This window comes from Neotamlana laminarinivorans (assembly GCF_020523925.1).
Taxonomy (GTDB): Bacteria; Bacteroidota; Bacteroidia; order Flavobacteriales; family Flavobacteriaceae; genus Neotamlana; species Neotamlana laminarinivorans.
This window is the reverse complement of sequence record NZ_JAJAPW010000013.1, coordinates 1-14,075: the sequence shown is the minus strand read 5'-3', so window position 1 is coordinate 14,075 and position 14,075 is coordinate 1. Positions and strand designations below refer to the sequence as shown.

Genomic DNA, 14,075 nt, shown 5'->3' with positions numbered 1-14,075 from the left:
GTGTCTATTTTCCATTCATATCTTACTGATTTAATTTCAGATGTGTCAATTTTTACTTGCGAAAAACTCGAAGTATAAACTGAAATTATAATGATAAGCAGGATGTTTTTCATAATTGTACACAACGTATTTGTATAAGCTTAGTTGCGCTGGAAATCCGCGAGGATTTTCAGATTAAGAAACTAAGATAGTAAAAATGCGAGGATTTTCCGCAGGAAAATCAGAAGCAATTAAACTTATACAGTGTTGTAAATTGTAGCTTTATCAGATTTTTTATTCAGCTTGAATGAAGTTCCGTGTTTGAGTAAGTTCTTATTCAGCATTTTTTTGCAACAATTTTCAATCCGAAAGAGTGAGAATCCACCCAATTTTTGTTTAGTCAGCGTTTTAAAATTCCGCAACCAAGCTCAATTCCGCCCGAGTGAAGTTCCGCGTAAAGATTGTCAAATTCAGAGTTTGAGTAGTTTTATCCGCGAGATTAGTCAGAGTTTTTATTTTCAGAAATCTGAAGTTTTTAAAATTCGGAATTTTCAGCCGTATGAGTGAGCGCTATGATTTACAACGGCTTCGTATAACCCGTCAGTTATCGGGCTAATTTAGCCAAAAGTTTTTAGTTATTAACTAGCTTAAGCAATTCTGAGTGGATTCGGACGTAGTCGAATCCGCCGTAATTGCGGTTATACATTGTTACCACAAGTTTTTATTCCACAAACGTTTTAAGTAGTCTGTTTTTAAATTCCTCATAGAAGTTTCTCAATTTTATGTAATCTGGATTTTCAATTTGGCTCAAATTCCTAGATTCATTTTTCAAAAAGTCAGATAATGGTTTTATTTCTACTGATTTTTTCTCCTCATACGTATAATGTAGATAAGCAGGAATTCGATAACCAAAATTTTCGTCAATTATATAGTATCTTAAATCAGTTAAAATTCCAGAAAAGAGATAGTTTTCTAAAATCAAACCTTGATTTCGTGTCAATTTCAATCCGTCTTTTGCTTTATTAATTTCAGTAATATAAGCGTGAATTTGGTCAAGCATTAAGCTCTTTGCTTTTTTGCTATATTTTTTATCTTCAATTTCAACTAACGATTTTTCAACGATTGCAATTTCACGATTAATTTCAGCAAGTTCAGTTTTAAATTCAGCGACTTCTTTGTCTCTACTCCAAATATCAATTTTAATTTCAAGTGAATATTGCTCATTTTCTAAAGCAACCAATTTTTTTAATAATTCTATTTCGGTCATTTTTGTCAAATTTGTGGTAACGGACTCGTATAACCGTCAGTTTACGGGTTAAAGTACGCAAATTTTATGGTTTAGCACAGACGTTAGCAATTCCGAGTGGATTCGGACGTAGTCGAATCCGCCGTAATTGCGGTTATACATTGTTGGCAATAGTATTTTTAATTATTATTTCATTCAGTTTTTGAGAGTCAGAATCCTCAATTTCATTCAAATCAAACGTAATCTTATTTCCATTGGTTTTTGTGATAATCAAAGTTTTTTCGTTCAGTTCAGTCGTTTTAATTTGTTCGAAATTCAGAGATTTTCCCAAAAAAGAATTCACTCTAATATTTGCTCCTTTTTTATTCCATTGAACATAATTTTTATACCAAAACATTCTACTGTAAAATAGAACTTGAAGTAAAAATCCGATTGCACTTATTCTTTTATTCAGTTTTGGATTTTCGAAATCAAAGAGTTCAAATGTTCCAGTTAAAATAAAAATAAGCGAAAAGATTAAAATCGTAATCCAAAACCAACTTTTCATATTGTCAAAATGTATTCTTTTCATTTTATCTCAATTTTTCGTTTTCAGGGATATTATTGCCAACGTGTTTGTGTATGATTAGTTGCGTGGTTTAAGCAACTAATTTAGCAAATAAAAACCGAATAGAATATTCCGCAGGAATATTCGTAAGTAGTCTAGAACCAAGTAATTAATTATACACGTTGTTGTAGGTAGGCTTTATTCCGCTGTTATTTTTTTCAACGCTTTGTTAGCTTCCTTTTTTATCGTTTTATTTTTATCATTTGCTAATTCAGTCAGTCGTTCAATTGATTCCTTTGATTTTAACTTTCCAAGTGAGCTGATTGCGTGTAAAACAACTTCTTTGTCAAAGGTCAAATCAAACAATAATTTTTCGGCTTCAAGCTTATGTTTTTTAGTCTTTCCGATTGCCATTACAAACATCTGCCTAGACACTCCATTATTTTTATCAGTCGATATTTTCTTTATTTGGTCAAAGTAAGAGTCTGAATATAGATGTTCAAACCAATTTCCAATACTCCATCCAATTAATTCTTTTTCCCTTTTAGTTGTCAGGCTATTGTAGTATTCTAATAATTTTTTTTCGGCAATTCCTTTGGCTTTTTTTACTGTTATAGCTCTTATAATTCCATCTTTCATAATTGGGTCAGTAACTTTTTCAGAGTCCAACAGATTTAGTAAAATATTTATATATCCGAATTCAGTTTGTTTTAAATTTATAAGGTCAAATAAATCAGAGACTTTAAACCCAGCGTTTCTCAATTCCATCACGATGAATTCATTTTCTTTTTCTCTGATACGATGAATCTCATTGAGAACTTTAGGACTTGTTTCCGTTTTTTCTTTTATAATTCGTTCAATTTCTTTGTCGAAATCTAAATTCATGCGTGATGCTTTTTAGCTTACCTACAACGTGTTTGTATAAGATTAGTTGCGTGGTTAGGTACCTAATTTAGCAAATAAAAACCGAATAGAAAATCCGCGAGGATTTTCACGGCTAGGCGAGGCCTAGCAATTAATTTTATACGGTGTTAGCTATAGTATTTTCTTGATATTTTTTCCACAAGTTCAAATGTGTCTTTATGCCAACCATTTGCTAAATAGTAATCTTTGTCAAGTTCTTTTAGTTTAGACATTAATATTAATTCTGTAAAAAAATCTCTCCATCCAGACCAAACGCTTGTTGTTGAGTTTTGAATTAAGTCAGTAAAATAGTCATAGGAAATATCGATTGAGCTTTCAAGTAATTTTTCCAAATCAGATATTTTATCTATTTCTAATTTTTTAACTATCCGAATAATATCTGACAATGTTTGTTTATATGACTTTTTGCTTAATTCTTTTTCAACGTCCGAGTCAACTAGAAAACCACTTTCATTTGCAGATTCCAACAATTTAGTAACTACTTCTGATTTTTGTATAAAATGGTCTATTGTTATAAGGTTGATTTCATTATTCGAGTCAACTGTTTTAGTCGGTTTTTCATTAAAAACTTCGGATTCGATTTTGTTGTGATTTTCTTTAAGTTCACCAAATTGTTCATCGGCTAACTCAAACAAGCCGGCAAGCCTAAATAATTTACGTTTCAGAATATTTGGAATTTCATATGTCTTTTTATACTGAAGTTCGTGAGAAATGGAAGCCCAAGAATGTTGTAATACTGTTCGTATTTGAATTTCAGCATTTAAGTCTGCAAATGAAATCCATTCAGATAATTTCCCTCTTTCTTTATTAATTTTAACAACAAAATGAACTGATTGATAACCAAATTCATTGTTTTTTAATATTTGACTTTTATTAATTGAGTTTTTTTCGTCAATCTGAAATTCTGATTTTACTATCTCTGAAATTAAATCCACATCTTTTTGATAGTAAGTAATTACTCTAATTCCACTAATATCAGTGATTTCGCTATCGGAACTTTGACTTTTGTTTTTTCTAGTTATTTTATCCGCAAAACTTAATTGTGTTTTAGTACGTTCTTCGATTAAATGAACTTTTATTCCTTTTTGTTCAATCAAAGATTTTATTAAATCAGATACTTTTAAAGTAAAAGCCTTATGCAAATTGTTAAGTTGATTATATTCTTTAATTGACTTCATTTCGATATTATAGCTAACGGACTCGTATAACCGTCAGTTTACGGGTTAAAGTACGCAAATTTTTCGTTTTAGCACTGACGTTAGCAATTCCGAGTGGATTCGGACGTAGTCGAATCCGCCGTAATTGCGGTTATACATTGTTGTAGCACGTTTTTATTTCAGTTTTAAAATTCCGTTATCTTTCAATTCTCTCCGCCACTCACTTATATATTCCTGTGTAACGAGTTCCATTTTTAGTGAATTCAAGTTAATTCCATTATTCATTTTTTGTTCTTTTTCCGTTACTCTGTATAAGTCAGAAATTGCTGGTGGTTCAGCCCATTCCAATGTGTATTGAAATCCGTCAACAATTAATTCCGTTTTCGGGTCAGTTTTTAAAATCAAATAATCGTGAAAAGTTTTTCGAGTTCCGTCAAACGAATCTCCTTTGTATTCCGCTATAAAAAAGTAAACATCGTTTTTTCCATTTATTGGCTCAAATGCTTTTTTTAGTCCGTTGTTTTTATAGATTTTGAAGTCGTTAAATTTCTTAAATGCTTTATAATTAATATTCGAGTTTTCAGTTTTTGAAATCAGTTTATATGCTTTCTCTTGTCCGAAATTCAGATTGCAAATTAGAAGGAAAATGATGATTGTTAATTTCTGCATTTCGTTTTTCTCAAATGTGCTACAACGTTGTTGTATAAGGAAAGTTGCGTGTTTGTGTGTGAGGATTTTCCGAAGGAAAATCAGAAGCAAGCAAACGAGCAACTAACTTTGGTTTAGCTAAAACTAGCAATTTTTTTTATACGGTGTTAGCTACAGTTTTTTATTTATTAAGAAAATCAAAGTCTACATAAATTTTGTCACTATCATTTTCATCAAAGTAAATTTTTGTTTCTTTTTTAATAGCAAAATGAATTTTAATGTTGTCTAGTCCTTTGTTCGTTTTAAATAAATAATTTAATTTTTGTCCGCCAAAAGGGAATTCAACTTTTACATCATTCAGATTTTTATTTTTATAAGAGTCTTTTTGATTTAATTGTCCAACTTTTGATTCATAAAAGTCAGGACTCTTTGAGTTGAAAGAGATTATTTCTACATCGTCGAGATTTAAGTCCGATTTTCTTGAATTATTAATGAATACATTAAAATCATTAGATGCTTTTTCCAAACGGATTTTTTGTCTTTTTTGATATTTATTTGAGGAGTAAAAAAAGTAAATTATATAAGGCAATAAAATTCCTAGTCCGATTAAAGCCATTGGTAAATAAGACTCAGATACTCTTTGGTATTTGCCTCTATATCCTAATCCAACGAATAAAAGGACTATTCCCATAAAGAGAAGCCCTAAAAGAAAATTACTAAAAATTTTATTTAATATTGACCTTATTTTATCCATTCACTGTTCAAATTGTAGCTAACGGTCTCGGCTATGATTTCGTTGTGGAATGATCTGCAGGATTATTCCGCTTAGAAATCAGCCGTTGATTTATACTTTTACTTTGATGTGGCACAAAACCACAATGAATTATAGCCTTTGTTGTGCATAGTATTTTAATATGCAAATCTGTTAAATACAGCAATCCGTTCCCATTTCGATTCAGTTTTTTTATACAGTTCAGTATGTCCTCCATTATTTCCAAATACAAATCCTACAATGCAAAATAGGCGGTCATCTGAAAAAATTGGTTTGGAAATAGACATAGGCCAACTTCGCCATTCTCTTGATCTATTGTTAAATTGTCTTATTTGCTTTTTTACCGTTTTAATTTCTTGTTTGTCTAAGTTATTCAATTCAGATAACACTTTTTTTATGGATAGTATTTCGTCTTTCTTTACTAGGTAAGTGTTTTCTAAATCCCCTTTTTCCCATTTCTCACTTTTCTTAATTATCGCTTTGTTAATCAACTTGACAAGAGTTAGAGAGTCAATAGTGTTACGATTCATTGTGTATAGATAGTTATCAATACTCCATTTGTCATTGTCCAAATTAAAATGACCAACATTTTCATTGATAAGTTTTGTTTTATCAGATAACGCAGTATTCATAACTTTCTGAGAAAAACAATTCAAGGAACTGAATAAAACTATTATGGTTAAGAGATACTTCATATTATGCACAACGTATTTGTATAAGCTTAGTTGCGCTGGAAATCCGCGAGGATTTTCAGATTAAGGAACTAAGATAATAAAAATGCGAGGATTTTCCGCAGGAAAATCAGAAGCAATTAAACTTATACGGTGTTACAAAATGTAGCGACACGTCAGATTGGTTTAGCATTGCATTTTGTCCGCGTAGAATTTCAAAAATTCAGGTTTTGAGTTTTTAGAATATTCTAACTTAAAATTCTCAAAAAAAAAATCGCGAACAGTAAACCACGCTTTTTTCAGCCGTTGTAAAATTCCTCAACCTTGCTCAATTCCGCACGAGTGAGATTCCGCGTAACGATTGTTAGATTCAGAGTTTGAGTGTTCAATTCCGCGCGCTGCTTTGATCAAATTCAGATTTAGAATTCCATCGGATTTCTCCGCGTTTGAGTGAGTTCGGAGCTATTTTTTGTAACGTGTTTGTGTATGGTTAGTTGCGTGGTTTAAGCACTAAAGTTAGCAAATAAAAACCGAATAGAAAATCCGCGAGGATTTTCGTAAGTAGGCTAGAACCTAGCAATTAATTATATACGGTGTTGGCAACTGGCTTTTTATCATTTGATTGTTATTAAAAATTCTAAAACTCTCAGTCCGACAAATATTCCAAAAGCTATTAGCAATTTTACAAAAAATTTGTTTTTGGTCTGTTCAGTTTTATTCGATGTCAACAACGTTTTTATACTGTTTATTAACTTTTCTTTATTCAACCACAAAATAATCAGTATCAATAATTGATATATAATTGCAGCTTTTAAAGCACCTAAATGAACTCCAAAGTAGATGTCTTGAAAAATAACATTTACAAGAATGGTTGTTGTAAATAAACAGCCTATTATTCGAGTCCGTTTAATTAGAATTAGTAATCCGCCAATTATCTCAAAAACTCCTAACGTAATCGTAAATGACTTTGAATAGCCATAAAAGGCCCACATTAATTCCATTCCTGTCATTTCACTCACGGTTTTGTCAATTTCAGAAGCACCGTCAAATTGAATAAGTTTCGCTCCTCCGTAAATAAACATTGCTAAAACTACAATCCAGCTTATCGCATTTTCAATGATCTCAATTTTGTCTTTTTTGGTAAAGTTCATTTTTTTTAGTTCGGTTTTTTAGCTTGTTGCCAACGTGTTTGTATAAGCTTAGTTGCGCTGGAAATCCGCGAGGATTTTCAGATTAAGGAACTAAGATAATAAAAATGCGAGGATTTTTCGCAGGAAAATCAGCAGCAATTAAACTTATACGGTGTTACAAAATGTAGCGACACGTCAGATTGGTTTAAAGTTGTATTTTGTCCGCGTAAAATTTCAAAAATTCAGGTTTTGAGTTTTTTAGAATATTCTAACTTAAAATTCTCAAAAAAAAAAATCGCGAACAGTAAACCACGCTTTTTTCAGCCGTTGTAAAATTCCGCAACCTTGCTCAATTCCGCAGGAGTGAGATTCCGCGTAACGATTGTCAGATTCAGAGTTTGAGTGTTCAATTCTGCGCGCTGCTTTGGTCAAATTTAGATTTAGAATTCAATCGGATTTCTCCACGTCTGAGTGAGTTCGGAGCTATGTTTTGTAACGTGTTTGTGTATGGTTAGTTGCGTGGTTTAGCAACTAAGTTAACAAACATTTACGAACCCGAGAAAATTCCGCAGGAATTTTCGCAAGTAGGAAAGTAACTAGCAATTAATTATACACGGTGTTGTGGTACGTTTTTTCGTCCAGTTTTTATATTCGGTTGTGATTTCGACATTCTGATTTCCGTGAACTTTTTCTTTATACTCAATATTCATTTCATATTCGATTCCATATTTTTCCAATACCGAGTCAATTTTGCTTTTTTCTAATTCCGATGCTGTTAGTTTTGTTCTAAATCTGTTAAGTTTAGAATATGCAAATATCAAAATTGTAATTCCAGCTCCAATTGCACTCGCTCTGAATTTCCAACGCATTACACTTTTCGAAAGAGTAATGTTAGCATAAAATTCATTTCCGATTATGAGTAAAAATCCGATTGCAATGAGTAAGTAGAAAGTCCAATATTTTCTACTTATCTTTTCATTCAATCTTTTCAGTTCCAGATTTACATTTTCTAACTTTTCTTGAAATATTTTATCCAATAAAATGTCAGGACAGGTAATTTTAAAATCAGGTTTTTTATTGGTCAAACCGCAAGTCAAGCCATTTTTCAAATCCCTTTTCGGATGTTCGCATAAATCACAATGTTTGGTTTGAATCATCTTATTATGTCGGTTTTGGGAAATGTACCACAACGGTCTCGTATAACCGTCAGTTACGGGTTAAAGTACGCAAATTTTTCGGTTTAGCACTAACGTTAGCAATTCCGAGTGGATTCGGACGTAGTCGAATCCGCCGTAATTGCGGTTATACATTGTTGTGCACAGTTTTTTTTCTTTCATTTCGCCCAATTTTTGTTGTCAGTCCGATTAAAATTAGAGCTAATATAAATCCTTGAATCCAAGTCATATAAAATCCACTCCAAGGTGAATCAAGCCAATGAGTTTCTGTTTCTGTCCAATATTCATAACTATTATGGTTCGCAATTAAAATCACATACCTTTCAAAATACCAACCAATTTTCATCATAATCGAAGCAAAAAGTAGATAAAGAGGTTTTATTCCGATTCTTTTATAAAGTAATGTAAATGGAAGTAAAACAGCACTAAACATCATAATCCAAGTATTCAGCCAATATTTTCCAGTGGCTCGATTAAGAAAAGCAGATTGGTCTGGATAAGCAATAATTATTATAAAGAAATAAATCAAGTTAACTATTGCATATCCAATTATTATCCACTTAATAATTCGATATGCTTTTTTGAATTGCAACTTGTCTTTTAAAAATAATTGAAAAGTCAGTAAAGTCAAAATCATTGCAGGTAAACAATAAATCAGATTTGCACTAATTAATTCAAATATTCTGTCAACTATTTCCATTCAAGATTTTAGTTTGGTCAAATTGTGCACAACGGTCTCGTATAACCGTCAGTTTACGGGTTAAAGTACGCAAATTTTTCGGTTTAGCACAGACGTTAGCAATTCCGAGTGGATTCGGACGTAGTCGAATCCGCCGTAATTGCGGTTATACATTGTTGTGCATTCGTACTTTTGTCATTAAATAAATTTTATGATTGTCAGAAATCTTTTCTTTTCCTAATTTACTTATTCTATTCATTGATTTTAAATATCCAATTCTTGAATGTCCTTCGACTAATTGAAAAGGCTCTTTAATTTCACTCCATTTAGGGATATCATCGATAATTGAATTTACATCTAAAATAATCGGTGGAATTCTCCAAGTTCCATTTTCTTTCCAATGTTTTAAATCCTCGTCACAGCAACAGAATTGGCTCAAATCGTTACACATTGCTCTGGAATCTGAATATTCTCGGTAATTCTCTATTATGTTTATGTTTTCGAGTTTTTCAAAACTCCATTTTAGAAGTTTAAATTCAATTTTCTCATAATCTATCCACGCATAATTATTCAGTGTTTCATAATTTTTGTGATGTGCGTGAATCCATTGTTCAAAAACTTCTTTCGGAATGTTTTTATATTCTTTTTTTAGCTTTATTCGTTTATAATATTCGTCAAACCATTCCTGATTTCCATCTTCATTCTCATTAGGCTTTAATTCTAACCAAGATTTATGAATTAAACTCATATTTTTTTCGGTATGATGCACAACGGTTTTGGCTATGGTTTCGTTACGGAATGGTACGCGAGTATCATTCCGCCGTAACCATAAATTTAGCAAAAAGGCTTGAAATTCCGATTAGGAATTTCAGCCGTAATGAACTATAGCCGTTGTTGTGCATAGTATTTATTTTTTACAAATCACACCGCTTTGTGAAAATTTCTCTCCATTATTTGAAGTCATTGTCGCAGTATAAAACAAACAATTTTCTTCTATTTTCCGTTTAGAAACAACAATTCCATCATTTTCATTTACCCATTTTTCTGTTTCGTCCAATTCCATTTTAGATTCATCATAAGTCAGTCGATAAGTACAATCATCTATCCACTCGATTTTTTCATAAGCTGGTTGTCCGTTTCCAATTCCATTTATCCATTCCGTTTGAGTATCCTTTTTCCTTTCAATAACAGTTTTCGTTATTGTTGAGTCCAGTTGAATCTCAAAATTTTGAATACTATCATTTTTGATGATTGTGAAGTCTTTCAATTCCTCTGTTGTTGGAATATAAAATTGTCCGATTTTAAAATCCTTACAAGTTAATTCTTGCGCATTGATTTTAATTCCGATTAACAGAATTATTGAAATTAAAATTGTGGTTTTTTTCATTAAGCGTCCAGTTTGTCGATATTATGCACAACGGACTTGTATAACCGTCAGTTTACGGGTTAAAGTACGCAAATTTTTCGGTTAAGAACAGACGTTAGCAATTCCGAGTGGATTCGGACGTAGTCGAATCCGCCGTAATTGCGGTTATACATTGTTGTGTGTAGTTTTTTATTCAATTTTTATAAATCCACTTCCAATTCCATCGGGATTATTGTCGGAAATATCAAGCTTGTTGGTTTCATAAGTCTTAATAATTCCTCTATTAACAATTCCTGTGTATTGCTGATTTTCTGGAAATTGTATAAACTTTTCTGTTTCTCCAGAATAGATGGATTTTTTTAGAGTCAATTCATAAGTTCCGCTTGAAATTTCATTTCCATTTTCGGTTATTGAAAAGTCATAGTTGTCCATTAGAGTCAGATGGATAGTTTTTCCTGTTGTTTCAGGTGTTTCTTCAAAATAGATTAGTCCTCCAGAAGTTCCTGTCCAATTCCATATTCCAACAAAATCCGAATTGCTAATTTCAGTTTCATCATCAGAACTGCAGGAAATTATACCAAAAGTCAGAACGAAAAGATAAATCAGTTTTTTCATATTTTCTTTTTATTTATTAGATGTCCAAGTCAGAGTTTGGTTGCGTCAAATTACACACAACGTGTTTGTGTATGATTTCGTTGCGTGTTTAAGCAACTAATTTAGCAAATACAAACCGAATAGAAAATCCGCCAGGATTTTCGTAAGTAGGCGAGTACTAGCAATGAATTATACACGTTGTTAGCTATAGTACTTTTCTATTTCAGTTATTCTTGCTACAGTCTGTTTAAATTCGGTATCCCAATCTCCACGTTTTTCAGTTGTCACATTTAATAATTCTTTTATTTCCTCAAAATCATTTTCTAAAAAGTCCGATAGAGGTTTTGATATTATATTAAATCTGGCATTTGGATGCTGTCTGTTAATTTCAAATATTGGGTCGATACATTTTTCGTGACCAATGTGAAAATGTCTAGGACTGTTTAAATCATCCATTTTAACTGGTCTTAAATATTCTATGGTTGCTTTTGAAATTGGTAAAGTCTTATAACAAGACTCGCAAACAATTTTTTTTCGCTTATGATACTTTCTTTCCAAACGAAACTTTATTATTCCCTTAAAATTTTTAAAAGTTGTTTTTAATTTTTTGAAAATATTTTCTTTTCCAATGTATTTAACTACAATAGCACTGAATACAAAAATTCCTATGAGTATTGCGGTTATACCTAAAGTGTTAATTAATAAATCACTTGTAAGTACAAGTAAAGTTCCTATAAATTGAAATGCAAAACCTAGAACAAGAAATATTGTTCCAATTATCTGTAAAGTGATTATTTCTAATTCAAGAGTTCTATTACCACCTGAATTTGAAATAGTATATTCAACTTTCACAGGGCGAATTTTTCTAGTTTCTTTTGACAAACTATCACTCGAAAGAAATATTACACCTAATACTTCTAAAAATAGTCCAAAAAGCAAGATGTAGGCACCAATTTTAGTATTGTTCTTATCTGTATTCCTTTGTTCCTCAATTGATGAAATTTTTGTCTGCAATTGAGTTACTGTATCAGATAACTCTTTGTTATTACTATTCAGTTTTTCAATTTCAAAGTCAGTTTTTGATTGTTGATTTTGAAGTGAGTCATTTTTTTTTGATAAAACAGAAATTTGTTCTAAAACGATTTTTTGGTTTTGTTGAGAATGTAATAATCCCGAAGACAATATTAATAATATGATGGTTATGTTTCTCATTTCAGGTATTATAGCTAACGTATTTGTATAAGCTTAGTTGCGCTGGAAATCCGCAAGGATTTTCAGATTAAGAAACTAAGATAATAAAAATGCGAGGATTTTCCGCAGGAAAATCAGCAGCAATTAAACTTATACGGTGTTACAAAATGTAGCGACACGTCAGATTGGTTTTGCTTAGCATTTTGTCCGCGCAAAATTTCAAAATTCAGGTTTGAGTTTTTTAGAATATTTTAACTTAAAATTCTCAAAAAAAATCGCGAACAGTAAACCACGCTTTTTTCAGCCGTTGTAAAATTCCGCAACCTTGCTCAATTCCGCAAAAGTGAGATTCTGCGTAACGATTGTCAGATTCAGAGTTTTAAAATTCAGAGTTTGAGTGTTCAATTCCGCGCGCTGCTTTGTTCAAATTCAGATTTATATTTCCATCGGATTTCTCCGAGTCTGAGTGAGTTCGGAGCTATTTTTTGTAACGGTTTGGTGTATTGCTTGTTGCGGGGAAGTACTCGAGTACTTTCCATTGTGGACTAAAGATAGTGAATTGCAATGAATTCGAGCGAAGCCGAATTCAGCCGCAATGAGCTATACACGTTGTTAGCAGCAGTTATTTTAAATTTAATTCGTTTATATCTTCACAATTTTTCGTACAGATTAATTTCTTATTTTTTATATAGTATTCTGTTCCTAGATACTCAGATTTCTCATTTTTGAATTTCAATATGAGTATGTTTTCATTCAATTGATAAGTTCCAATATATTCTAGTTTACAACTCATATCATAAATCGTGGAATAGAATTTTCCGTTTTCATATAGTTTTATTTGAATGAGCTCATAATTATTTTCAGCATTTTGAATTTCGAGCTTTATTTTTCCATAAGATGTTTGAAATAATATTGATCTTATATTTAATGATGTGAGTATTAAAAGAGAACAAATAATGATTACAATTATTCTATATTTTATCCAATTCCGTTTTTTAAGGAAAATCAAAGAGTTGATAAATAGAGCTAAGCAAGAGGTTGTGAATATAAACCAAGCCATTCCATAAAGCCATTGCCCAGCGTCACAAATGTTTTTATTCCCAGGTATTTGTTCCCAACTTAATGAGAAACCCAAAAAGCAAACTGTTCCTAATGCTATTGCTTGTCCAACAATTTTCAAAGGTGCGTTCATTTATTTGATAAATTTTATCGATTTTTTTGAAATTGCTGCTAACGTTCTCGGCTAAGCGTAGTGCGGGGGCAAGGAAATTTTTCGTTTCCGTCTACGCACGAAGCTAAGGCTTTTGGTTTTGCTTTTTCTTTTTTGTCCAAAGCTAAATCCCAAAGATTTAGCGACTTCATAAATATACGCAGACCTTTCGATTTAGCTCAAAACCCTGCATTACGTTTAGCCATTGTTAGCTTTAGTGTTTTTCGCAATCTTATTTCTTCTATTTCGATATAAAAATCTTGTTATCAAAAATAATAAACCAATAAAATAATTGGTATTGAAAAAGGAAGGAAGCACGAAATCCAAAATCCGATATTGAATATCCGATTCCTAAATTGGTCGACATTTTTAGGTTTTATAATTTCCTCCGAGAATGCTCCGATATTATAGAAAATATTGGCAATTCCCATCATAATTAAATATCCAATTCCTTGAAAAATTATTGTAAACAAGGTTATTTCAACATCTGGAGCTACTGGAATAACATATTGAACAACCAATGAATAAGCAATAAATGCTAAAAATCCACTAATTATTAAACCCAGATTATATTTCAGTCTTTTTTCACTCCACCACTTTTTTCGCTCATCTTTTCCATTGTTCCAAGTGGTGTTTTCCATTTTTTCAATATTAAAGCTAACGGACTCGTATAACCGTCAGTTTACGGGTTAAAGTACGCAAATTTTTCGATTAAGCACAGATGTTAGCAATTCCGAGTGGATTCGGACGTAGTCGAATCCGCCGTAATTGCGGTTATACATTGTT

At 31.6% G+C, this 14,075-nt stretch carries 16 protein-coding genes; all 16 read right to left on the bottom strand.

What is annotated here, in order from left to right; all coding sequences use genetic code 11:
- Nucleotides 1-700: 700 nt before the first annotated feature.
- Nucleotides 701-1,246 (bottom strand): hypothetical protein, encoded by a 546-nt coding sequence (locus LG649_RS15685; RefSeq protein WP_226544770.1) that lies wholly within the window; start codon nucleotides 1,244-1,246, stop codon nucleotides 701-703.
- A 133-nt stretch (nucleotides 1,247-1,379) separates the two neighbouring features.
- On the bottom strand, nucleotides 1,380-1,796 hold the full coding sequence (locus LG649_RS15680; RefSeq protein WP_226544769.1) for a hypothetical protein: 417 nt from the start codon (nucleotides 1,794-1,796) through the stop codon (nucleotides 1,380-1,382).
- A gap of 174 nt (nucleotides 1,797-1,970) precedes the next feature.
- Nucleotides 1,971-2,657 carry a HEAT repeat domain-containing protein gene (locus LG649_RS15675; RefSeq protein WP_226544768.1) on the bottom strand — a complete coding sequence of 229 codons (687 nt, stop codon included), beginning with the start codon at nucleotides 2,655-2,657 and terminating at the stop codon, nucleotides 1,971-1,973.
- A gap of 146 nt (nucleotides 2,658-2,803) precedes the next feature.
- Nucleotides 2,804-3,874 carry a GTP pyrophosphokinase gene (locus tag LG649_RS15670; protein ID WP_226544767.1) on the bottom strand — a complete coding sequence of 357 codons (1,071 nt, stop codon included), beginning with the start codon at nucleotides 3,872-3,874 and terminating at the stop codon, nucleotides 2,804-2,806.
- Nucleotides 3,875-4,027: 153 nt separating this feature from the next.
- Complete coding sequence (locus tag LG649_RS15665; protein WP_226544766.1) at nucleotides 4,028-4,522, bottom strand: hypothetical protein; 495 nt, start codon at nucleotides 4,520-4,522, stop codon at nucleotides 4,028-4,030.
- Between the two features lie 160 nt (nucleotides 4,523-4,682).
- The gene (locus LG649_RS15660; protein ID WP_226544765.1) at nucleotides 4,683-5,255 is read right to left on the bottom strand and encodes a hypothetical protein; all 573 of its coding nucleotides are present in this window, start codon (nucleotides 5,253-5,255) and stop codon (nucleotides 4,683-4,685) included.
- Between the two features lie 155 nt (nucleotides 5,256-5,410).
- Nucleotides 5,411-5,905: a hypothetical protein gene (locus tag LG649_RS15655; RefSeq protein ID WP_226544764.1), complete on the bottom strand. Its 495-nt coding sequence runs from the start codon at nucleotides 5,903-5,905 to the stop codon at nucleotides 5,411-5,413.
- Between the two features lie 653 nt (nucleotides 5,906-6,558).
- A complete protein-coding gene (locus LG649_RS15650) occupies nucleotides 6,559-7,095 on the bottom strand; it encodes a hypothetical protein (RefSeq protein ID WP_226544763.1) in 537 nt (178 codons plus the stop codon).
- Nucleotides 7,096-7,670: 575 nt separating this feature from the next.
- Nucleotides 7,671-8,231: a hypothetical protein gene (locus tag LG649_RS15645; RefSeq protein ID WP_226544762.1), complete on the bottom strand. Its 561-nt coding sequence runs from the start codon at nucleotides 8,229-8,231 to the stop codon at nucleotides 7,671-7,673.
- Nucleotides 8,232-8,376: 145 nt separating this feature from the next.
- Entirely contained in the window at nucleotides 8,377-8,949 is a 573-nt protein-coding gene (locus LG649_RS15640; RefSeq protein WP_226544761.1) for a hypothetical protein, read from the bottom strand.
- Between the two features lie 145 nt (nucleotides 8,950-9,094).
- On the bottom strand, nucleotides 9,095-9,769 hold the full coding sequence (locus tag LG649_RS15635) for a hypothetical protein (protein ID WP_226544760.1): 675 nt from the start codon (nucleotides 9,767-9,769) through the stop codon (nucleotides 9,095-9,097).
- Between the two features lie 66 nt (nucleotides 9,770-9,835).
- Entirely contained in the window at nucleotides 9,836-10,315 is a 480-nt protein-coding gene (locus LG649_RS15630) for a hypothetical protein (RefSeq protein WP_226544759.1), read from the bottom strand.
- Between the two features lie 168 nt (nucleotides 10,316-10,483).
- Nucleotides 10,484-10,909 (bottom strand): hypothetical protein, encoded by a 426-nt coding sequence (locus LG649_RS15625; protein ID WP_226544758.1) that lies wholly within the window; start codon nucleotides 10,907-10,909, stop codon nucleotides 10,484-10,486.
- Nucleotides 10,910-11,089: 180 nt separating this feature from the next.
- Nucleotides 11,090-12,100 carry a hypothetical protein gene (locus LG649_RS15620; RefSeq protein WP_226544757.1) on the bottom strand — a complete coding sequence of 337 codons (1,011 nt, stop codon included), beginning with the start codon at nucleotides 12,098-12,100 and terminating at the stop codon, nucleotides 11,090-11,092.
- A 601-nt stretch (nucleotides 12,101-12,701) separates the two neighbouring features.
- The gene (locus LG649_RS15615) at nucleotides 12,702-13,271 is read right to left on the bottom strand and encodes a hypothetical protein (RefSeq protein WP_226544756.1); all 570 of its coding nucleotides are present in this window, start codon (nucleotides 13,269-13,271) and stop codon (nucleotides 12,702-12,704) included.
- Nucleotides 13,272-13,555: 284 nt separating this feature from the next.
- Entirely contained in the window at nucleotides 13,556-13,930 is a 375-nt protein-coding gene (locus tag LG649_RS15610; protein ID WP_226544755.1) for a hypothetical protein, read from the bottom strand.
- Between the last annotated feature and the right edge of the window lie 145 nt (nucleotides 13,931-14,075).

Bases quoted from the DNA above. Each gene is read 5' to 3' on its own strand.
- LG649_RS15680 (WP_226544769.1), bottom strand. From the start codon at position 1,796: ATGAAAAGAATACATTTTGACAATATGAAAAGTTGGTTTTGGATTACG.
- LG649_RS15630 (WP_226544759.1), bottom strand. From the start codon at position 10,315: ATGAAAAAAACCACAATTTTAATTTCAATAATTCTGTTAATCGGAATT.
- LG649_RS15625 (WP_226544758.1), bottom strand. From the start codon at position 10,909: ATGAAAAAACTGATTTATCTTTTCGTTCTGACTTTTGGTATAATTTCC.
- LG649_RS15640 (WP_226544761.1), bottom strand. From the start codon at position 8,949: ATGGAAATAGTTGACAGAATATTTGAATTAATTAGTGCAAATCTGATT.
- LG649_RS15615 (WP_226544756.1), bottom strand. From the start codon at position 13,271: ATGAACGCACCTTTGAAAATTGTTGGACAAGCAATAGCATTAGGAACA.
- LG649_RS15610 (WP_226544755.1), bottom strand. From the start codon at position 13,930: ATGGAAAACACCACTTGGAACAATGGAAAAGATGAGCGAAAAAAGTGG.
- LG649_RS15620 (WP_226544757.1), bottom strand. From the start codon at position 12,100: ATGAGAAACATAACCATCATATTATTAATATTGTCTTCGGGATTATTA.
- LG649_RS15655 (WP_226544764.1), bottom strand. From the start codon at position 5,905: ATGAATACTGCGTTATCTGATAAAACAAAACTTATCAATGAAAATGTT.
- LG649_RS15660 (WP_226544765.1), bottom strand. From the start codon at position 5,255: ATGGATAAAATAAGGTCAATATTAAATAAAATTTTTAGTAATTTTCTT.
- LG649_RS15645 (WP_226544762.1), bottom strand. From the start codon at position 8,231: ATGATTCAAACCAAACATTGTGATTTATGCGAACATCCGAAAAGGGAT.
- LG649_RS15685 (WP_226544770.1), bottom strand. From the start codon at position 1,246: ATGACCGAAATAGAATTATTAAAAAAATTGGTTGCTTTAGAAAATGAG.
- LG649_RS15670 (WP_226544767.1), bottom strand. From the start codon at position 3,874: ATGAAGTCAATTAAAGAATATAATCAACTTAACAATTTGCATAAGGCT.
- LG649_RS15650 (WP_226544763.1), bottom strand. From the start codon at position 7,095: ATGAACTTTACCAAAAAAGACAAAATTGAGATCATTGAAAATGCGATA.
- LG649_RS15675 (WP_226544768.1), bottom strand. From the start codon at position 2,657: ATGAATTTAGATTTCGACAAAGAAATTGAACGAATTATAAAAGAAAAA.
- LG649_RS15665 (WP_226544766.1), bottom strand. From the start codon at position 4,522: ATGCAGAAATTAACAATCATCATTTTCCTTCTAATTTGCAATCTGAAT.